Annotated in this window: 21 protein-coding genes and 1 tRNA gene; 10 read left to right on the top strand and 12 right to left on the bottom strand. The window is 60.2% G+C overall.

All coding sequences use genetic code 11. The annotated features are described in order from the left end of the window. Nucleotides 1–3 precede the first annotated feature (3 nt). Together gcvPA and gcvPB are read left to right on the top strand one after the other, a co-directional pair. Entirely contained in the window at nucleotides 4–1,380 is a 1,377-nt protein-coding gene (gene gcvPA, locus NAP1_RS10200; RefSeq protein WP_007165208.1) for an aminomethyl-transferring glycine dehydrogenase subunit GcvPA, read from the top strand. Continuing rightward, on the top strand, nucleotides 1,377–2,945 hold the full coding sequence (gcvPB, locus tag NAP1_RS10195; protein ID WP_007165207.1) for an aminomethyl-transferring glycine dehydrogenase subunit GcvPB: 1,569 nt from the start codon (nucleotides 1,377–1,379) through the stop codon (nucleotides 2,943–2,945). Before gcvPA ends, gcvPB begins: the two co-directional genes overlap by 4 nt. Here gcvPB and NAP1_RS10190 read toward each other — a convergent pair whose 3' ends face one another. Together NAP1_RS10190 and NAP1_RS10185 are read right to left on the bottom strand one after the other, a co-directional pair. Continuing rightward, nucleotides 2,946–4,241: a lipopolysaccharide biosynthesis protein gene (locus NAP1_RS10190; protein ID WP_007165206.1), complete on the bottom strand. Its 1,296-nt coding sequence runs from the start codon at nucleotides 4,239–4,241 to the stop codon at nucleotides 2,946–2,948. Between the two features lie 18 nt (nucleotides 4,242–4,259). Then, complete coding sequence (locus NAP1_RS10185) at nucleotides 4,260–5,069, bottom strand: NTP transferase domain-containing protein (RefSeq protein ID WP_007165205.1); 810 nt, start codon at nucleotides 5,067–5,069, stop codon at nucleotides 4,260–4,262. A 90-nt stretch (nucleotides 5,070–5,159) separates the two neighbouring features. Here NAP1_RS10185 and NAP1_RS10180 point away from each other — a divergent pair, with 90 nt between their 5' ends. Then, nucleotides 5,160–5,885: a hypothetical protein gene (locus NAP1_RS10180; RefSeq protein ID WP_007165204.1), complete on the top strand. Its 726-nt coding sequence runs from the start codon at nucleotides 5,160–5,162 to the stop codon at nucleotides 5,883–5,885. Here NAP1_RS10180 and mmsB read toward each other — a convergent pair. From mmsB to NAP1_RS10155, 5 genes are read right to left on the bottom strand one after another with little or no spacing between them, the layout of a single operon-like run. Then, nucleotides 5,872–6,780 carry a 3-hydroxyisobutyrate dehydrogenase gene (gene mmsB, locus NAP1_RS10175; protein ID WP_156777245.1) on the bottom strand — a complete coding sequence of 303 codons (909 nt, stop codon included), beginning with the start codon at nucleotides 6,778–6,780 and terminating at the stop codon, nucleotides 5,872–5,874. The genes NAP1_RS10180 and mmsB overlap by 14 nt on opposite strands. Continuing rightward, nucleotides 6,765–7,571: an enoyl-CoA hydratase-related protein gene (locus NAP1_RS10170; RefSeq protein ID WP_007165202.1), complete on the bottom strand. Its 807-nt coding sequence runs from the start codon at nucleotides 7,569–7,571 to the stop codon at nucleotides 6,765–6,767. Before NAP1_RS10170 ends, mmsB begins: the two co-directional genes overlap by 16 nt. Further along, the gene (locus NAP1_RS10165) at nucleotides 7,571–8,626 is read right to left on the bottom strand and encodes an enoyl-CoA hydratase/isomerase family protein (protein ID WP_040464923.1); all 1,056 of its coding nucleotides are present in this window, start codon (nucleotides 8,624–8,626) and stop codon (nucleotides 7,571–7,573) included. Before NAP1_RS10165 ends, NAP1_RS10170 begins: the two co-directional genes overlap by 1 nt. Continuing rightward, nucleotides 8,626–9,018, bottom strand: coding sequence for a VOC family protein (locus tag NAP1_RS10160; RefSeq protein WP_007165200.1), 393 nt, complete (start codon nucleotides 9,016–9,018; stop codon nucleotides 8,626–8,628). The genes NAP1_RS10165 and NAP1_RS10160 overlap by 1 nt, the downstream gene beginning before the upstream one ends. After that, the gene (locus NAP1_RS10155; protein WP_007165199.1) at nucleotides 9,015–10,160 is read right to left on the bottom strand and encodes an acyl-CoA dehydrogenase family protein; all 1,146 of its coding nucleotides are present in this window, start codon (nucleotides 10,158–10,160) and stop codon (nucleotides 9,015–9,017) included. Before NAP1_RS10155 ends, NAP1_RS10160 begins: the two co-directional genes overlap by 4 nt. Nucleotides 10,161–10,297: 137 nt before the next feature. Between NAP1_RS10155 and NAP1_RS10150 the strand changes: the two genes are divergently transcribed. Next, nucleotides 10,298–10,705 carry a hypothetical protein gene (locus NAP1_RS10150; protein WP_007165198.1) on the top strand — a complete coding sequence of 136 codons (408 nt, stop codon included), beginning with the start codon at nucleotides 10,298–10,300 and terminating at the stop codon, nucleotides 10,703–10,705. Between the two features lie 4 nt (nucleotides 10,706–10,709). Here NAP1_RS10150 and NAP1_RS10145 read toward each other — a convergent pair whose 3' ends face one another. The 4 genes from NAP1_RS10145 to NAP1_RS10130 are packed head-to-tail and all read right to left on the bottom strand — an operon-like array spanning nucleotide 10,710 to nucleotide 13,416. After that, nucleotides 10,710–11,096 (bottom strand): RidA family protein, encoded by a 387-nt coding sequence (locus NAP1_RS10145; protein WP_007165197.1) that lies wholly within the window; start codon nucleotides 11,094–11,096, stop codon nucleotides 10,710–10,712. 10 nt (nucleotides 11,097–11,106) lie between these two features. Continuing rightward, nucleotides 11,107–11,418, bottom strand: coding sequence for an I78 family peptidase inhibitor (locus tag NAP1_RS10140; protein WP_007165196.1), 312 nt, complete (start codon nucleotides 11,416–11,418; stop codon nucleotides 11,107–11,109). 31 nt (nucleotides 11,419–11,449) lie between these two features. After that, complete coding sequence (locus NAP1_RS10135; RefSeq protein WP_156777244.1) at nucleotides 11,450–11,917, bottom strand: hypothetical protein; 468 nt, start codon at nucleotides 11,915–11,917, stop codon at nucleotides 11,450–11,452. Between the two features lie 5 nt (nucleotides 11,918–11,922). Beyond that, entirely contained in the window at nucleotides 11,923–13,416 is a 1,494-nt protein-coding gene (locus tag NAP1_RS10130) for a CoA-acylating methylmalonate-semialdehyde dehydrogenase (RefSeq protein WP_007165194.1), read from the bottom strand. Nucleotides 13,417–13,598: 182 nt separating this feature from the next. On the opposite strand from NAP1_RS10130, the gene eda reads away from it, so the two are divergent. Continuing rightward, a complete protein-coding gene (gene eda, locus NAP1_RS10125) occupies nucleotides 13,599–14,237 on the top strand; it encodes a bifunctional 4-hydroxy-2-oxoglutarate aldolase/2-dehydro-3-deoxy-phosphogluconate aldolase (protein ID WP_007165193.1) in 639 nt (212 codons plus the stop codon). Between the two features lie 62 nt (nucleotides 14,238–14,299). Further along, a tRNA-Gly gene (locus tag NAP1_RS10120) sits at nucleotides 14,300–14,373 on the top strand. Nucleotides 14,374–14,392: 19 nt separating this feature from the next. On the opposite strand, the gene NAP1_RS10115 is transcribed toward NAP1_RS10120, so the two are convergent. Further along, nucleotides 14,393–15,187 (bottom strand): SDR family oxidoreductase, encoded by a 795-nt coding sequence (locus tag NAP1_RS10115; protein WP_007165192.1) that lies wholly within the window; start codon nucleotides 15,185–15,187, stop codon nucleotides 14,393–14,395. 297 nt (nucleotides 15,188–15,484) lie between these two features. On the opposite strand from NAP1_RS10115, the gene NAP1_RS10110 reads away from it, so the two are divergent. The 4 genes from NAP1_RS10110 to NAP1_RS10095 all read left to right on the top strand — a co-directional run bounded on the left by NAP1_RS10110 (nucleotide 15,485) and on the right by NAP1_RS10095 (nucleotide 17,851). Further along, nucleotides 15,485–16,048, top strand: a complete 564-nt coding sequence (locus NAP1_RS10110) for a hypothetical protein (protein WP_007165191.1) — start codon at nucleotides 15,485–15,487, stop codon at nucleotides 16,046–16,048. 129 nt (nucleotides 16,049–16,177) lie between these two features. Continuing rightward, the gene (locus NAP1_RS10105; RefSeq protein WP_007165190.1) at nucleotides 16,178–16,657 is read left to right on the top strand and encodes a Dps family protein; all 480 of its coding nucleotides are present in this window, start codon (nucleotides 16,178–16,180) and stop codon (nucleotides 16,655–16,657) included. 70 nt (nucleotides 16,658–16,727) lie between these two features. Continuing rightward, nucleotides 16,728–17,366, top strand: coding sequence for a 6-phosphogluconolactonase (locus NAP1_RS10100; protein ID WP_007165189.1), 639 nt, complete (start codon nucleotides 16,728–16,730; stop codon nucleotides 17,364–17,366). Continuing rightward, nucleotides 17,354–17,851 (top strand): NUDIX domain-containing protein, encoded by a 498-nt coding sequence (locus NAP1_RS10095; RefSeq protein ID WP_007165188.1) that lies wholly within the window; start codon nucleotides 17,354–17,356, stop codon nucleotides 17,849–17,851. Before NAP1_RS10100 ends, NAP1_RS10095 begins: the two co-directional genes overlap by 13 nt. Nucleotides 17,852–17,854 lie beyond the last annotated feature (3 nt).

The following is a 17,854-nucleotide window of genomic DNA, read 5'->3' as shown; positions in this document are numbered from 1 at the left end:
CCCATGCGCTACCTCCCGCTCACTGACACCGACCGCACCGAAATGCTCGCCAAGATTGGCGCGGATTCGATCGACGACCTTTTCGTAGACGTGCCCGAAGTGGCCCGGCTTGACGGTCCGATCCGCGATCTGCCGATGCATGCAAGCGAGATGGCGGTCGAACGCCACATGAAGGCGCGCGCGGCCAAGAACCTTGCGGCGGGCGATGCGCCTTTCTTCCTCGGGGCAGGCGCGTATCGTCACCATATACCGGCCAGCGTCGATCACATCATTCAGCGCGGCGAGTTCCTGACGGCCTACACACCTTATCAGCCCGAAATCGCGCAGGGCACGCTGCAGATGCTGTTCGAGTTTCAGAGCCAGGTGGCTCGGCTCTACGGCTGCGCTGTAGCCAATGCCTCGCTTTATGACGGTTCGACTGCGTGCTGGGAGGCTGTTGCGATGGCGACCCGCGTCACCCGCAAGAAGCGCGCGGTTCTTTCGGGCGCACTGCATCCGCACTATTCCGAAGTCGTGCGCACCATGGCGCACTTCACGGGCGATGTGATCGCCGACAGTGCCCCGGCGATCCAGCCCGAGCCCGACCTTGATGGCCTTACCGCGCGGATCGACGAAGACACCGCCTGCGTGGTCGTCCAGTACCCTGATATTCTAGGCCGGATCAGCGATCTGACGCCTGTCGCCGAAGCAGCCCATGCGGTGGGCGCGCTGCTGGTTGTGGTTAACACCGAGCCCGTAGCTCTTGGCGCGATCAAGGCTCCGGGCGAAATGGGTGCTGACATCGTCGTGGGCGAGGGCCAGTCGATCGGCGTCGGACTGCAGTTTGGCGGACCCTACCTCGGTCTCTTCGCCGTCCGCGATCCCAATCATGTGCGCCAGATGCCCGGACGCCTGTGCGGTGAAACGACCGATGCAGAAGGCAAGCGCGGCTTCGTTCTGACCTTGTCCACCCGTGAGCAGCATATCCGGCGCGAAAAGGCGACTTCGAACATCTGCACCAACAGCGGATTGTGCGCGCTCGCATTCAGTGTTCACATGACATTGCTTGGCGAAAAGGGGCTGCGCGAACTCGCTGCCGAGAACCACCGCCTTGCTTGCCTTGCGGCTGACCGCTTGGAGAAGGTGCCCGGCGTCAAGCTGCTGAACAATGCGTTCTTCAATGAATTCACGCTCATGCTCGATGGCAAGCCTGCACGCGAGATTGTGCGTGATCTGGCCGATCGTGGCGTCCTTGGCGGCGTTTCGCTTGGGAGGCTCTATCCGGGTGTCGAGGCGCTTGAACACGCGCTGCTGGTCGCAGTGACCGAAACCACAACCGAAGAAGACATCGAGACGCTCGCCCGAGAGCTCGAAGCCAGCGTGAAGGAGGTCGCACAATGAACGCGCCTAACAAATCTGGCTGGAAGCCCGAAATGACCGTCGCTGAAGATGGCCTGCACAACGGTCCCGAAACCACGACCGGCAATCGCGCGCTGATGCTCGAAGAACCGCTGATCTTCGAGATCGGACACACCGAAACGACCGGCGTCGATCTGCCCGAGATCGATCCCGAAGCGCCCTCGCGTCTCGGCTCGCTCACGCGTTCCGAGCCAATCGGTCTCGTCGGCCTTACCGAGCCTGAAACGGTGCGTCATTACACGCGCCTCAGCCGTCAAAATTACGGGATCGACCTCGGCTTCTTTCCGCTCGGCAGCTGCACGATGAAGCACAATCCGCGCCTGAACGAGAAAATGGCGCGGCTGCCCGGCTACGCCGATATTCACCCGCTCGCACCGCAGAACAGCGTGCAGGGCGCGCTGGAAGTGATCTACGAGTTGGGCGACTGGCTAAAGACCCTCACCGGGATGCCTGCCGTGGCGATGAGCCCGAAGGCGGGCGCTCACGGCGAATTGTGCGGCATCCTTGCCATCCGCGCTGCACATGAGGCACGAGGCGACGCTCGCGAAGTTGTGCTGGTTCCTGAGAGCGCTCATGGCACCAACCCTGCCACGGCGGCGTTCGCTGGCTACCGCGTTGAAGATATCCCCGCGACCGAAGAGGGCCGCGTTGACGTAGCCAAGCTCAAGGAGCGCCTGGGGCCGGACGTCGCGGCGGTGATGATCACCAATCCCAATACTTGCGGCCTGTTCGAAAAGGACTTCAGAGAGATCGCCGATGCGGTCCACGAAGCAGGTGGATACGTCTATTGCGATGGCGCGAACTTCAACGCGATTGTCGGGCGCGTGCGTCCGGGCGATCTCGGCGTCGATGCGATGCACATTAACCTGCACAAGACTTTCTCGACCCCGCATGGCGGCGGTGGACCAGGCTCAGGTCCGGTCGTATTCTCGGAGGCGCTGGAACCCTTCGCGCCCTTGCCATTCGTCCGCAAGCACGAAGACGGCACCTATGAGCTTGTCGAAGAGGAAGCGCGCGAGGAATCGCGCGGGCAGACTTTTGGCCGGATGACCGCATTTCACGGTCAGATGGGCATGTTCACCCGCGCTCTCACCTACATGCTCAGCCACGGCGCAGACGGTCTCAAGCAAGTTGCCGAGGATGCCGTGCTCAATGCCAACTACATTCTGCGCAATCTAGAGGGCTCGCTCTACGCACCGTTTGCGGATAGCGGCCCGTGCATGCACGAGGCACTGTTCGGTGACAAAGGCTTCGAAAACGGCCTCACCACACTCGATCTTGCAAAGGGCCTGATCGACGAGGGTTACCATCCGATGACGGTCTATTTCCCGCTTGTGGTTCATGGCGCGATGCTGATCGAGCCGACCGAAACGGAAAGCAAGGCCGCGATCGATCAGTTCATCACCGCTATCCGCAGCGTTGCTGAGCGTGCGAAGGCCGGCGATGAAACATTGAAGCAGGCGCCCTATTATGCGCCGCGTCGCCGGCTCGATGAGACGGCAGCCGCGCGTAAGCCGAAGCTTTCTTGGCAAGAGCCCGAGGGCTGATCAGGAATCAGAGCCGGAGCTGGGCGAGGGCGGGATTTCTGCGCCCTCGTCAGGTTCAAGCGTAATCCGGATCTGCTGCATGTTAAGGATAGCGACGTAAAAGCCGATCACCGCAAGCGAGCTGGAACCCAACACCGCGAAGGCCGCGCCTTTGGCGCCGTTCCAGTCGATTGCCACGTCTAGCAGCAATAGCGCTAGAATAGTCGGGACCGCGCGCACCACGAATGCCGTGCCCGCACGTCCCGCCGACACGAGCAGCGATTCGAGGCTCGCACCGACCAGCTCAACCGCGCCGGCAATCGCCAGAATGACCATAGCCCAATAGAACCCGTTGAATTCCCCGCCTGCTAGCAGATCAAGGCCCCAACGGCCAAAGAACAGCGCAACAAGCACCGCCAGCACACCGCCGATCAGAGCGATGTTTGCCATTCGCCGAGCCATATATAGCGCGTCATCCTTCGCATGAACAAGCTCTGGCAGGATCGCTTTCGAGATAGTCTTGGCAAGTTCAACCAGCGCTTGACCCAGCTGGCTCGCCACGCGGAATCCCCCGAGCAGTGCGGCACCGCCAAAGGTTCCGACCAACAGGATGATCACCTGCTTGCCAGCGATGGTGAGGCTGCCCGACATGTTGGTAGACCACACGAAACGCCAGGCGTCCTTGTGCTTGGCAGGAATGCGGGTGAAGCTGTACGCGCTAAGGTCGATCCGCTCGGCCCGGGCCGCCGCGACCCATAGCGCAACGGCGACGGCCACCTCCGATACAGCGTAAGCTAGAATGAAGCCGGTGACTGTCGGCATGAAAAGCCATGCAAGGACAGCGCCGCTTGCCCTGATAATCGGCTGCACCGCTTCTGCTGCGGTTGCAGTCGCGTATTTGAACCGCAGCCTCAACAGCCCGGTTGGTGTGGTGCGGATCGAGAGCAGCGACACGACACAATAGCCGAACGTAAGCCACAGCAGCTCTTGTGGGAGCGGAAGCCACAAGGGTGCGCTCCAGACCAGCAGGGCGGCGAAAACCGTCCCCATGATCACTGAGAGTGTGTCGAGCGCGATAGCGAAGCCGGTCGCCTCGCTCGCCCCTTCGCCATTGGCTCCCCAGCGCACGATAAACTGCCAGGTCTGGAAATTCGCGAGCCCGGTTACCGCCTGCCCCAACGCGACGATTGCCGCGAAATAGCCGAAACCCTCGAGCCCCAGCGTCCGCGTCGCCAAGGCGAGGTAGACGAGGCTCAGGACCGCATTGATGCCGCGCCCACCGAGCAGCCAGCCCATATTGGTGAAAAGACGCTTCATCTGCGCATCATCCGGCGCTTAGGCCGCTTCTTGCTCCCCGCGCTTTCGCAAAAGACGCTCTGTCACGTCAAAGGTGCGCTGGTTGTCGACGTCGATGGCGTACTGCCCATTCGAAAGCTCGACTGGCACAAGCTTTACCCCGAAGCGGCCCGATGCCTGCTCGAAAAGCTTCTCTTTCGAACCGGTGCCAAGGCGGAACCGGATAAGGTTCATGAGGCCAAACGCCTTGATGATGCGGCTCGGGAATTTCACGAATTGACCGCCGCCGCGCATGATCTCGGCCGCGCTCAGTGCCTTCTCGCTGCCCAGCCAATAGAGGTTGCAGTTGGAGAATCCTCCGTCGCGGAACTGGTAGAACTTTTTCTGCCCCTCCGGGTCGGCCGCGATGACGTCTTCCTTTCGCGCGAGTCCCGCTGCGGCACCCGCCTCTTTGGCGAGGCACTTGGTGATGAACTCGCTGTAGCCTTCTGGCGTCACGAGGCAGTTGTCTGCGGTCGTGATGAGCATCGGGAAGGTCACGTCTTCCGCGCCGGAAATTACGCTGTCGACGATGTTGAACTTGCCTTCGGCGAACTTGAGGCGCCCCTCATCCAGCAGCGCAGCGATGGTCGGGAGCGCTGCAATTTCATCGGGTTCGTGCGCGACGATGCGAATGTCGCCAATCAGCTCGCACGCAGCAACCTGCTGGACCACGCGCTCAACCATCGGAACGCCGAGCACCGGCACGACCGCTTTTTGCGAAACGCCTGCATTGGCCGCGAGCGGGTCGAGGCGGCCCGAACGCTTGCCAGCCATGATGAGCGCGGTGATTTTGTTTTCCTGTGTCATGGCCGCGCCTTTAGCGCCATTCGGACTTGTGCGCAAAGCAAGGAAAGCGTTCGTTTGTGCAACTTTTTGTCGCGTGGCAAAGGGGCGGCCATGCGCATCATCTTCTCACGCAAGGGGTTCGATTCCAGCGCCGGGGGCGGTCCGTCACCGATTGTCGGAGGCAGGCCGGTCAGCTTGCCCATCCCGGCAGGAGCTGCGAGCAAGACGACTTATGGCGATCTTGGGCTTGCCTCGCTGGCAAAAACGGCAAGCCGCGGGAAACTGGGCGCAAGTGACCTGTGCCACCACGATCCGATGTTTCTGGCAGATGGAACCTGTGTCTTCGGGCAATGCGGCGCAGCGCAAACGCATCTTGAGCGCCAGGGCGTCACTTTGGGCGATGTTTTCGTGTTTTTCGGACTGTTTGCAGATGAGCAGACGCGTGAACCTCACCACAGGATTTTTGGCTACCTTCGGGTTGCGGAAGTTGTTCCCCTGACCCAACAGGTTCCTGACGAGCTCACCGACATAGCTCACCCGCACGCATTGGCGCTCCATCATCGCAACGATGTAATCTGGCGCGGTGAGGGGAGGCAGGCGAACATTGCAAGTGATGCGCTGCGCCTGACGGTGCCGGACGGTCCGCCAAGCCTCTGGCACCGACCCGAGTGGCTTAAGCGTGGCGGCTTATCCTATCACGACCGAGCAGATCGGTGGCTGCGTGGCGGCAGGCTAAAAAGCGTTGCACGCGGTCAGGAATTCGTCGCCGATATTGGTCGCCGTAAGGCGCCGCGCGAATGGCTTGAGAGCGTGATCGAAGAGATCAATAGGTCTTGATGATCGCCGAGAAATCGAGGGCTTCGTTGCCTGCCCCGAGAAAATCCTCGTAGAGCGCAGCCGCGCGCGAGCCAAGCGGGACAGCTGCATCGGCAGTCTCTGCAGCCTCCATCGCGAGCCGCAGGTCCTTGACCATCAAAGGGGTTGCAAAGCCGCCTTTGTAGTCGTTGTCCGCGGGGCTTTCGACGCCCACGCCGGGCAGCGGCGTGTAAGCATTGAGCGACCAGTTGTAGCCGGAGGATTGCGAGCTGATCTCGTAGAATTTCTGCGGATCAAGGCCGAGTTTTTCAGCCATCTTCATTGCCTCGGACGTGCCGATCATCGTGATAGCAAGCAGCATGTTGTTGCAAATCTTGGCGGTCTGGCCCGCTCCCACGCTGCCTGCGTGGATAACTGCCTTGCCCATGGCCGAAAGGATCGGCTCTGCGGCTTCGAATGCATGATGTTCGCCTCCGACCATGAAGGTCAGGGTTCCGCCATTGGCCGCTGCAATACCGCCAGAGACGGGCGCGTCGACCATCTTGTAGCCCTCGGCATGAGCGGCATCAGCCACTTCTCGCGCGGTGGCAACGTCGATAGTGGAACAGTCGATCAGGGTCGCAGCGTGGGGCGCATGACCGATTACGTCGTTGAGGTAGACGCTTTTGACGATCGCACCATTGGGCAGCATCGAGACGACCGCGTCGACACCTTCAACTGCCTCGCGCGCGCTGGTGAAGGTTTCGCAACCAGCGTCCTTCGCCGCGCCTAGTGCGTCTTCGCTGAGGTCAAAGGCTCGCACGTGGTGGCCAGCCTTCACAAGGTTCGCGGCCATCCCGCCGCCCATATTGCCGAGGCCGATGAATGCGATCGTCATGTCTCTCTCCCGCTGGTTTGGGCTTAGCGCCCTTTCCAGTTTCCTTCGCGCTTTTCGATGAAAGCTGCCATGCCTTCTGCCTTATCCTCGCTTGCGGTGAGGATCTGGAAGATGCGGCGCTCCATGATCAGGCCCTGGTCGAGCGTCGTTTCAAACGCGGCATTCACCATCTCTTTGTTCGCGATGGCTGCCATAGGCGGCATGCTGGCGATTGTTGCTGCCGTCTTGAGCGTCTCGGCGAGCAAATCAGCCTGAGACACCACGCGCACGACGAGGTTTGCACGCTCTGCTTCCTCCGCGCTCATCATGCGGCCGGTCAGGCACATTTCCATGGACTTGGACTTGCCGATTGCGCGGGTAAGACGCTGTGAGCCGCCCATGCCCGGAGCAACTCCGAGCTTGATTTCGGGCTGTCCGAACTTGGCGTTGTCCGAAGCGATGATGAAGTCTGCCATCATCGCAAGCTCGCACCCGCCGCCAAGTGCAAACCCGTTGACCGCGGCAATCCAAGGCTTGCGAGTCTTCTTTACGATTTCGGAGGTCCACGGCGAGAAGAAGTCGTCGAGATAGAAGTCGGAAGCGGGCTTTTCTGACATTTCCTTGATGTCAGCGCCTGCTGCAAATGCTTTGTCGCCCGAGCCAGTGATAACGGCACAAAGCTGGCTATCGTCCGCCTGATAACCGGCAAAGGCGCACATAAGCTCATCAAGCACCTTGGAATTGAGCGCGTTGAGTGCCTTGGGACGATCGAGCGTGATCAGCGTGACGCCCTTGGTGCCATGGGCGTTAGTCTCAATCTGGATCGTTTCGTAGCCTTGGGTCTCAGTCATTAGAGGGGTTTCCATTCTTCATCAGCCGGAAGCGGAGCGAAAATGCTGTCGATCAGTTCCTCGCTCGTATCCTCAGGTGTGGCGGGATCCCACTTGGGGTCGTGTGTCTTGTCGACGATCACCGCGCGCACGCCCTCGGCAAAATCCGGGCGCACCAGAACGCGGCTGCCGATGCGATATTCCATCGCCATGTTGTCGGCAAAATCAGTGAGTGTCGCACTGGTTGCAAGCTGGCGAAGCGCGACCTTGCAGGTCTGCGGACTCTTGGTGCCAAGCGTGTCGCGTTCTTTTTGCGCCCAGTCATCGCCGTCTTCGATCGCAGCTTCGAGGCTCGCCAGAATGTCCTCATAGGTGTCGCTGGCGAAGTGCTTGGCGATCTTGAGCGCGTTTTTCTCGATCCGAGCCTCGGGAGGAGTGCCGACAGGTTCGGACAAGATACCAGAGATGCGGCCCGGACGCTCAACAATGCGGGCCTTGATGTCTTCGAGCATGTCGCTGGGCACGTAATGCGTGGCGAGCCCGGTCCACAGCGTTTCTGCGCCGTCCAGCCTTGCTCCGGTCAGTGCGAGAAACTGGCCCAAGCGGCCGCCCAGGCGCGAGAGGTACCAACCGCCGCCAACATCGGGAAACAGACCAATACCTGTTTCCGGCATGGCAAAACGCGTGTTCTCGGTCGCGACACGGAATTTGCAGGGAAGTGCGATACCGACGCCGCCGCCCATCGTGATCCCATCCATGAAAGCGACGATCGGCTTTTCGTAGGTGAACATTTGATGGTTCAATTGGTATTCGTCGTGGAAGAACTTTCGACCACTGACGCCGCCATCATTCAGGGCGGATTCGCGCAGCAGATTGATGTCACCGCCTGCGCAAAAGCCTCGCCCTTCGTGATGGTCGAGGATAACGGCTTCAATCGCGTCATCCTTTGCCCACTCAGACAGAGCCGCGCTCATCGCGTGGCACATATCGAGAGTGAGCGCATGAAGCGCCTTGGGTCGGTTCAAAGAGATGTGGCCGATTGGGCCGTTGGTGTGGATGAGGACGTCGTCGGTCATCATGTGTCTTTCGGTTCTATCAGGTCCCAGCGATTTCCAAACGGATCGCTAAAGACAACCACCTTGCCATAGGGTTCTTCGCGCGGCTGTTCGAGGAAATTTACCTCTGCGCGCGAGAAATGCTCGTAAGTCTTTGTGAAGTTGTCGGTTTCGAGGAAGAAGGCAACTCTCCCTCCGGCTTGATTCCCGATCGCCGCGAGCTGGTCGTCGCCCGATGCCTTGGCGAGAAGCAGCCGAGCGCCTCGGCTCGGAGTGACGACAACCCAGCGCTTTCCATGGCCCAGATCGGTATCCTGAGCCAGCTCGAAGCCGAGCCGGCCACAATAGAACGCTATGCCGGCATCATATTGCGGGACGACGAGAGTGACCGTCGCTAGGCTTAGCGTGGTCACTGACGCAGCAGGTCACGGCCCACGACCATTCGCATGATCTGGTTGGTGCCCTCAAGGATCGAGTGCACGCGCAGGTCGCGCCAGAAACGCTCGATAGGGTAGTCCTGAAGGTAGCCGTAGCCCCCATGCAGTTGCAGCGCGCGGTCGACCACGGACGAACCGTTGTCGGTCGCGAGCCGCTTTGCCATAGCGGAGAAGCGAGTCTTGTCGGGCGCGTTTTCCGTGACCTTCGCTGCTGCGAGGTAGAGAAGCGCGCGGGCCGCCTCGAGATCGGTCGCCATGTCGGCGAGGGTGAACTGGGTGTTCTGGAATTCGGCCACCGGCTTGCCGAACTGCGAGCGTTCCTTTGTGTAACGGACCGCTTCATCCAGGCAGCGTTGTGCACCGCCGAGCGAGCACGCGCCGATGTTGAGGCGCCCACCGTCGAGGCCCATCATCGCAATGCGGAAGCCTTCGCCTTCGCCGCCGACGAGGTTTTCGACCGGCACACGAACGTCCTCAAGGATAAGCTGTGCCGTGGGCTGCGAGTGCCAGCCAAGCTTCTTCTCATTCGCTCCAAAGCTAACGCCTTCGAAGTCCTTCTCGATCACCATGCATGTGATGCCTTTCGGCCCGTCTTCGCCGGTGCGTACCATCGCGACATAGACCTCATTCGAGCCTGCGCCGGAAATAAACTGTTTGGTGCCGTTGAGAATGTAGTGGTCGCCGTCGCGCTTGGCCGTGGTCTTGAGCGCTGCTGCATCAGAGCCGCTCGACGGTTCGGTCAGACAGTAGCTTGCGATCTTGTCCATTCCCACGAGATCGGGAAGATACTTGTCCTTCACCGTCTGCGATCCGAAGCGGTCGATCATCCATGCGGCCATGTTGTGGATCGAGATGAAGGCACTGGTCGACGGGCAGCCATAGGCCATGGCTTCCATGATCAGAGCCGCCTCAAGGCGTCCAAGGCCAATTCCGCCGCTTTCCTCCGACACGTAGATCGCGCCAAAGCCGAGTTCGGCGCTCTGCTTGATTGTATCGATAGGGAAGATGTGCTTCTCGTCCCATTCGCCTGCATGCGGCGTGATGTTGTCGGCGGTGAAGCGCTGCGCCATTTCCTGGATCGCGAGCTGGTCGTCGGTGAGTGCAAATTGTCCTGTCATGGGAGGCCATTTAGCCCCTGAGCGCGGCTTAGAAAAGTGCGATCCGCGCAAGAGCTCAGAGTGGTTCTTTTCGCGCGCTCAGTGCAAAAATCACGCAATCATGTAACTAATTGTGCGATGGCGACGTATCTTTCCATATGACCCAAAAGCGAACTCGTCTGCTGCTCGTCTACAACGCTGACAGCGGCATCATAAACGCGCTTAAGGATGCGGTCTGGAAGATCGCTTCTCCCAAGACCTATCCGTGCTCGCTCTGCGCGATAACCTATGGTGCCGTCTTGATGCACAACGAATGGCGACGGTTCCTAGATAGCTTGCCGATGGAGGTGGTTTTTCATCACAAGGATGACTTCGAAGAAACCTTTTCCGGTCACCGGATTGCCTTGCCAACGATCGCAATCGATACGGGTGACGAGTATCCTGAGGTGATAATCTCAAACGAAGAACTCGTTCGTATCGAGACGACGACAGAGCTGATGGAACGGGTTCGGCAAGCGCTCGTCTCGGCGCATTTTCGGGCGCCTGAACTGAGGATCGTAGCCTAAGGCATCAATCAAGTAGCGCTTCGGCTTCGATCTCTACTTTCCATTCTTTCCGGCACAACCACGAAACGCCCGCCATGGTCGCAGCAGGCTTTGCATCTCCGAAGAAGCGCGCGTGAACCGCGCCCACAGCTTCCTGATCCTCGAAATCGGTAAGCAGCATCCGGGTACGGACAACGTCGCGTGCCGAACCGCCCAGTTCCTCGATTGCAGCAACAATCAGTTCGCAGCAACGCGCGGCCTGTTGAGCTGCGCCGCCTGGCGTTGTCGAGCCATCCTCTTCAATCGGACCGGTTCCTGCGACAATGATCCGGTTGCCTTGGCGCACCGCGCGGCAAAAACCGAATTGTGCTTCGTATGGTGATCCGGAAGTGGTGCGATGACGGGTCGGCATTGTCGACGCCCTATCCGCAGGTGATCGCTGTGATAACCATGTTCGTGTCGTAGCGAACATTCACACGGTCATCGCGGTAATCCATCGTCCAGGCACTGTCAGGCGGCCCCCAACGAAGGGCGCGCGCGCCGCTGGCAGATCGAATGGCAATGCCGCTTTGCTGGTTAGCCATCTCGCCCACATAGCTTTGCACAGCTGAGGCATCGCAATTCCCCGCAGGCGGGCGCAGCGGTTCCGGCGATGAAGCGGGCGGTTGCTCCGTCATTGTGGCGCAGCCGGAGAGCAGAGAGAAAAATCCAATCGCCGCGATCGTCTTTCTCATCACAATAACCCCTTCATGCCATGCAGTTTTACTATGGGCAGCGTTTGCTTGGATGCTCGTCAACGGTGGGAGGCAGATCGCCATCGGAAGTGAGCAGCCGCTCATCGCTTCCTTGACCCTCGATCATGAGCTGGGTGCGCTGCTGCCAGGTTTCGCCTTCGCCTTCCATAGCGAGATCGACGATGACCGCATCGCCTGCAGCTTCGGCTGCGGTGACGATCCCGACCGATTCGTAGAACAGAATCTCGCTGCCGCTGATCTCCATGCGCATGTCAGAGGCAAGGTCGCATGTGCCGCCGACGTAGTCCCATGCGCCATGAAAGCGCGTGGGGATGCGATTTGCGAGAACGTCCTCGGGTAGCGGACCGGCTCCATCGCCAATCCCTCCATCAGGTTCGACCGGCATCGGGGTTTCGACGGCTTCAGGTTCATTCGGGGCCGGATCGCTGCCGCAAGCAGCAAGCGCGAATGCACTGACCAAGACGAGAGCGGTCCGCATTGCCGTCATCCCATCGTCGGAATGATGAAGGCGTTCGATCCGTCGCCGCCGCCATCGGGCCAGCGTTGGGTGATCTTCTTCTTCTTGGTCCAGAATTGCAGGCCCTCGGTGCCGTACTGGTCGATGTCGCCAAAGCCCGAGCGTTTCCAGCCACCAAATGTGTGGTAGCTGACCGGCACCGGGATCGGAACGTTCACGCCGACCATCCCGACATTGACCCGGCTCGCGAACTCTCGCGCCGCGTGGCCGTTGCGCGTGAAGATGGCGACGCCGTTTCCGTATTGGTGCTCGCTCGGGAGGCGCACGGCCTCTTCGAAGTCCTTGGCGCGCACGATTTGCAAGACGGGTCCGAAAATCTCTTCCTTGTAGGACGACATGTTCGGCGTCACGTGGTCGATCAGGGTCGGGCCGACGAAGAAGCCATTCTCATGGCCCTGGAGCGAGAAACCGCGACCGTCGACTACGATTTCGCCGCCTTCACGCTCTGCCGTGGTGATCCACTGCTCGATCCGCTCCTTGTGCTGCGGCGTGACAACGGGACCATAGTGCGCATCGGGATCGGTAGAGACGCCGACGCGGAGTGCGTTGATTGCGGGGATCAGTTTTTCGCGCAGCTTGTCGGCGGTCTCATCGCCGACTGGAACGACGACAGGCAGAGCCATGCAACGCTCGCCGGCTGAACCAAACGCAGCACCGGACAGGTCGTTGACGACCTGGTCGAGGTCAGCGTCAGGCATCACGATGCCGTGGTTTTTGGCGCCGCCAAAGGCCTGAACGCGCTTGTGGAATTCGGCGCCGCGACGGTAGATGTAGTGTGCGATGTCCGAAGAGCCGACAAAGCTGATTGCGGGAATGTCGGGATGCTCAATCATGGCATCGACCATCTCCTTGTCGCCGTGGACTACCTGAAGCAGTCCTTCGGGAGCGCCTGCCTCGACAAACAGTTCGGCGAGGCGAACCGGAACGGACGGATCGCGCTCGGAGGGTTTCAGGATGAAGGCGTTGCCAGCGGCAATGGCCATGCCGAACATCCACATCGGGATCATCGCAGGAAAATTGAACGGTGTGATGCCCGCACCAATGCCAAGGGGTTGGCGCATCGAATAGACATCAATGCCGGGCCCAGCGCCCTGCGTGTATTCCCCTTTCAGGACCTGCGGGATGCCGCAGGCAAACTCGATGACTTCGAGCCCGCGTTGCACATCCCCTTTCGCGTCATCGACGACCTTGCCATGCTCGGAGGACAGGAGCTCTGCCAATTCCTGCATGTTCGCCTCGATCAGTTCCTTGAACCGGAACATGACGCGGGCGCGTTTTTGCGGATTGGTCGCCGCCCAGGCTGGCTGCACTTCCTTGGCGGTCGCAACCACGCGTTCGAGGAGGTCGCGGTCACCCAGTGCGACTTCGGCCTGAACTTCGCCGGTCGACGGGTTCCAGACATTTGCCTTGCGGGTAGGGGCTGGGCGCTCGCCTACGATAAAATGGTCAACCTGACGCATGGTTACTTGAAACTCCTCTCCAGTTGCGCCTCACATGACGCGGCGTTTGACGCGTTGCAAGAGCATGGTCGCGAGTATGCAAAATCGTGCGCGTAGAGCTTTCCTCGTGACGCATTCGTCGCGTGATTGCTGGCGCGGCCAAAACTTTCTATCGCGGGGCATAACACATCAGGAGACCGGCATTGAGCACTGACCTTACCACGCGACTTGAAGCGGCGCCTGTCGTGCCTCTCATTGCCGAGGATGACGCTGCAAAGGCGGTCGAGATCACGCGGGCCGTTGCCGCCGGTGGTCTTAGCGTGATCGAGGTGGTGATGCGCAGCGCGAATGCGCAGGCGGGTATGGAAGCCATCATTGACCAGACGGACGATCTTGTCGTCGGCGCGGGCACTGTGCTCACGCTTGATCAGGCGAAGTCGGTCCTCGCAAGCGGTGCCCAGTTCATCGTTTGCCCCGGTCTGGTCGACGAGATCGCAGAGTATTGCCTTGCCGAAGGGGTCCCGATCTTTCCCGGCACGATGACTGCTGGCGAGGTTCAGCGCGCTTATGCGATGGGCCTGAGAGAAGTGAAGTTCTTCCCGGCCAGCCTTGCAGGCGGGGTGCCTATGCTCAAGGCGTTCTCATCGGTGTTTCAGGCCATGCGTTTCATGCCGACCGGCGGCGTCTCGGCCAGCAACCTTGCCGAGTTCCTCGGTGTGCCTAGCGTCATCGCCTGCGGTGGGAGCTGGCTCACGCCCAAGGATGCTGTGGCTCAAGGCCGTTTCGATGAAGTGACCGCGCTCGCCGCTGAGGCTCTCGCGATCGCGAAAGGCGCGCGCTGATTTCCCATTGACGCGCAGCGATAGCGGGGACATTGGCACCACCGCGACAGCGTTCGAGACATGCGGGTGTAGCTCAATGGTAGAGCAGGAGCTTCCCAAGCTTAAGACGAGGGTTCGATTCCCTTCACCCGCTCCACGCCCTGTCAGCAGCGCTCCTATTTCGGCGGCATCCTGATGGCGCCATCAAGGCGGAACTGGTGACCGTTGATGTAGGAGTTGCGCGCAATCTCGCAGATCAGCGATGCAAACTCTTCAGGCTCGCCAAGCCGCTTGGGGAAAGGGACGCTCGCGTTGAGTTGGTCCCACATCTGCGGATTGCGATCCTTCATCCCGAGCATCAGCGGAGTCGCGAATATGCCGGGCATGACCGAGTTCACCCGGATGCCAAGGTCCATCAGGTCACGGGCCATCGGGAGCACCAAGCCGTTTACCCCGGATTTGCATGATCCATAGATGACTTGTCCGATCTGGCCATCCTGCGCCGCTACGCTGGCCGTCAGCGTGATCGACCCGCGCTCCCCATCGTCATTCAAAGGCTCTGAATTGGCCATCCCGAGAGCCGAGATGCTCGCGACCCGGTAGCTCGCGACCAGAATGCCTTCGGCGCCGAACGCGTAGTCTTCTGTCGGCAGGCGCTTATATCCACCCTTTTCCTTGTCCCAGCCAAGCGTCTTGCCACGCTTGGATGCCATGGCGCAGTGCACTGTCACCCGTTCCTGACCATTGGCTGCGCGAGCGGCTGCGAAACCGGCTTCGACGCTGTCCTCATCCATGATGTCGACATGGTGGAAAGTCCCGCCGATCGCGGCAGCGTGTTCTTCACCCGCCTCATCATTGATATCGAAGATCGCCACCTTGAGCCCGGCTTCGGCAAGTGCTGCAGCGCTCGCCCGGCCAAGTCCTGATGCGCCGCCCGTTACAACTGCTGCCATTCCCGTTTCGAGTTTCATCGCTCGCCTCTCCCTGTTGGTATCTGGCTTTGCCTACGCGCCATAGCCGGTCATGGCTAGCGGCATGAGATAGTGCAACATGGACCGCATGTTACACGGTCCTGGACGCAAAATACCCGCCTTCCCCAAGGCGAGTGACAGTCGGGCAAAATTGGCGGAAAACCAAGGCATAGCGAGACCCTTAACGCAATGTGGGCGAGTAGGAAAACGACGCTTTTCGTGGACCTTGTAAAGGAAGCGCGCACCGCGTCTTGCCAAGCGACTGGCGCACCCCGGCAACAATGCTAGAGCTCTCGCATGGACGCCTTTCTTCTAGCCATGATCCTCACTTTCGTGATAGCTTTCGGCGGGCGAGAGCAGAGCATTGTCGCGATCTTTTCGTCGCAGCTTGACCGAAACGTACCACTGCTCTTGATCGCCGGCGCATGCGCCATCGCGAGCGCTGCGGTGATGGCTTATGCGGGCGCGAGCATCGCTGCCATCCTGCCACGGCGCGCTGCGGAGATGCTGGTTGCTTTCGCGCTCGCGCTCGCGGCTTTCGAACTGGCGTGGCCGGTCAAGCTTAAGCGCATGAAAGAGCCGACCCGCTCCTATGTCGCAATCGGAGCGGTGCTTGTGTTTCGCCAGATTGGAGACGCTGCGCGGTTCGTGATCTTTGCGCTCGCTGCCTGGGCGATCTACCCGACGACCGCATTGCTTGGCGGAGCCGTTGGAGGAGTTGCGGCGGTTGGGCTTGGATGGGGTCTGGGCCTTGATCGACTGCAGAAGTTCCCTTTGCGGGCTCTGCGCATGGGGCTCGCTGTGTGTTCTTTTCTTGCAGCGCTCATGATCGGGTTGAATGCTCGTTACACATTCTTGTGATCGATTAAGGCGATCAGGCTGATTGCCGATTTCTCGAAACGATTTCGCAGTTCGCGGGTTGGTTGAGTGTAACATTCGGAAAGCGATGCTTTGCGAACAGTTCGCATTATAAATTAGGAGAAACCCCCGATGGCAGACACGAACGACAATTCGAAAACCGCACTCATCACCGAGCTCAATGGACTGCTGGCAGACCACTTTGCGCTCTACACCAAGTCGAAGAATTTCCACTGGCATATCAAGGGCCCGCGCTTCCGCGACCTGCACCTGCTGTTTGACGAACAGGCCATCGAAATCCGCGACCAGATCGATGGGATTGGTGAGCGCGTGCGCAAGATTGGCGGCGAAACGCTGACTTCGATCGGCTCGATCACCAAGCACACCAACATCAAGGATCAGGACTCAGCCAGCCTCGATCCCGACGCGATGGTTCGCGAACTTCGCGACGACAACAAGAAAATGGTCGACCGCCTCAAGGGCATGAAGCCGCTCGCGGAAGACGCCGGTGACAATGCAACCGATGGCCTCATCGACGACTGGACCGACATGGCCGAAGAGCGCGTGTGGTTCCTGAGCTCAATCCTGGGCGAAGAGCCGACGGCCGCGTAATTCTCGGCACTCATGCGAATACTGGGCCGTTTCCGCTTTGCGGGAGCGGCCCTTTTGCTATGCGGGTGCGATGAGCACGATCGACATCATCGAAGGCGCTGACAACCAAGCAATCGCCCAATGGCTTGGCGAGTGCATGGCTGCCGCTGAGGCCGCCCACGAGGGCGGCTATTTCATCACCATGCCTGGCGGATCGACGCCTTTTCCGATCCTCGAAGGGTTGATCGCGGCCGATCCGGGGCCGTCCTGGGAGCGCGCCAATTTCATTCCCAATGATGATCGCATCGTGCCGGAGGATCATGAGGCATCCAACACGGGCAAAATGCGCGCACTTCTCCAACCGACCGGCGCGGGCATCACTGCGCTCGGCGATCTTGAGAAGGTGCCTGAGTTTGCGTTGACCTGGCTCGGCATGGGAGCGGACGGCCATATCGCCTCGCTCTTCCCAAACACCGACCCGCAGGTGGACGATGCACAGGCCATCCGCCGCATCACGCCTGATCCGTTGCCAGCAAACGCGCCTTTCGACCGGATCACGCTGACACTGCCTGCGCTTCTCATGACGCGGCAAGTGGTGCTTACCCTTGGCGGATCTGCTGAGAAGGCTGCAGTCTTCCAAGCTGCGGTGGCGGGAGAAAACGACCTGCCGATCGCGCGCCTCCTTGGTGCAGCAAAGACCAGAGGTATTCCGGTGACATGCTTCACCTGATCGCGAGCATTGCAGAGCGCCTGCTACCTAAGCCACTGCACCGGGCCTTGCTCCCGATCGCTCATTCGGTTCGACACAGATGGCGCAAGTTTTCAGGCGCACCGATTGCCGGGACAAGCGTGATCGTCACCAACCTTTCCGGCGATATCCTGTTGCTCAAGCACTCTTATGGCCCTGACGTCTGGGCGCTTCCCGGTGGAGGGATCAAGCGCGGCGAAGACCCGGAGGAAGGCGCGCGCCGCGAAGTGATGGAAGAAGTCGGCATTGCGCTTGCCGAAATCGAGACGCTGGGTGCCTTGACCGAGAGCATCTCAGGTTCTCCTCACACCGCGTACCTGTTTCACGCGATCTGCGATACGCGGCCCAAGCCGGATGGAAGGGAAGTCGTTGATGCGCGCTTTTTCCCCTCCCACTCGCTTCCCGAGCCTCTAGGGCGAGTCACTCGCAGGCGGATCGAGCAGTGGAAGGCGGGCAACCGAAAGTGATCG

The organism is Erythrobacter sp. NAP1 (assembly GCF_000152865.1).
In the GTDB taxonomy this organism is placed as follows: Bacteria; Pseudomonadota; Alphaproteobacteria; order Sphingomonadales; family Sphingomonadaceae; genus Erythrobacter.
The sequence above is the reverse complement of the archived record's forward strand: the minus strand, read 5'-3'. Positions and strand labels throughout refer to the sequence as shown.

Coding starts and splice junctions, on each gene's coding strand:
- NAP1_RS10135 (WP_156777244.1), bottom strand. CDS start 11,917: ATGCGGACCGCTCTCGTCTTGGTCAGTGCATTCGCGCTTGCTGCTTGC.
- gcvPB (WP_007165207.1), top strand. CDS start 1,377: ATGAACGCGCCTAACAAATCTGGCTGGAAGCCCGAAATGACCGTCGCT.
- NAP1_RS10185 (WP_007165205.1), bottom strand. CDS start 5,069: ATGACACAGGAAAACAAAATCACCGCGCTCATCATGGCTGGCAAGCGT.
- NAP1_RS10140 (WP_007165196.1), bottom strand. CDS start 11,418: ATGAGAAAGACGATCGCGGCGATTGGATTTTTCTCTCTGCTCTCCGGC.
- NAP1_RS10115 (WP_007165192.1), bottom strand. CDS start 15,187: ATGAAACTCGAAACGGGAATGGCAGCAGTTGTAACGGGCGGCGCATCA.
- NAP1_RS10170 (WP_007165202.1), bottom strand. CDS start 7,571: ATGACTGAGACCCAAGGCTACGAAACGATCCAGATTGAGACTAACGCC.
- NAP1_RS10100 (WP_007165189.1), top strand. CDS start 16,728: ATGAGCACGATCGACATCATCGAAGGCGCTGACAACCAAGCAATCGCC.
- NAP1_RS10105 (WP_007165190.1), top strand. CDS start 16,178: ATGGCAGACACGAACGACAATTCGAAAACCGCACTCATCACCGAGCTC.
- NAP1_RS10180 (WP_007165204.1), top strand. CDS start 5,160: ATGCGCATCATCTTCTCACGCAAGGGGTTCGATTCCAGCGCCGGGGGC.
- NAP1_RS10130 (WP_007165194.1), bottom strand. CDS start 13,416: ATGCGTCAGGTTGACCATTTTATCGTAGGCGAGCGCCCAGCCCCTACC.
- NAP1_RS10095 (WP_007165188.1), top strand. CDS start 17,354: ATGCTTCACCTGATCGCGAGCATTGCAGAGCGCCTGCTACCTAAGCCA.
- NAP1_RS10165 (WP_040464923.1), bottom strand. CDS start 8,626: ATGACCGACGACGTCCTCATCCACACCAACGGCCCAATCGGCCACATC.
- NAP1_RS10155 (WP_007165199.1), bottom strand. CDS start 10,160: ATGACAGGACAATTTGCACTCACCGACGACCAGCTCGCGATCCAGGAA.
- NAP1_RS10150 (WP_007165198.1), top strand. CDS start 10,298: ATGACCCAAAAGCGAACTCGTCTGCTGCTCGTCTACAACGCTGACAGC.
- NAP1_RS10110 (WP_007165191.1), top strand. CDS start 15,485: ATGGACGCCTTTCTTCTAGCCATGATCCTCACTTTCGTGATAGCTTTC.
- NAP1_RS10190 (WP_007165206.1), bottom strand. CDS start 4,241: ATGAAGCGTCTTTTCACCAATATGGGCTGGCTGCTCGGTGGGCGCGGC.
- gcvPA (WP_007165208.1), top strand. CDS start 4: ATGCGCTACCTCCCGCTCACTGACACCGACCGCACCGAAATGCTCGCC.
- NAP1_RS10145 (WP_007165197.1), bottom strand. CDS start 11,096: ATGCCGACCCGTCATCGCACCACTTCCGGATCACCATACGAAGCACAA.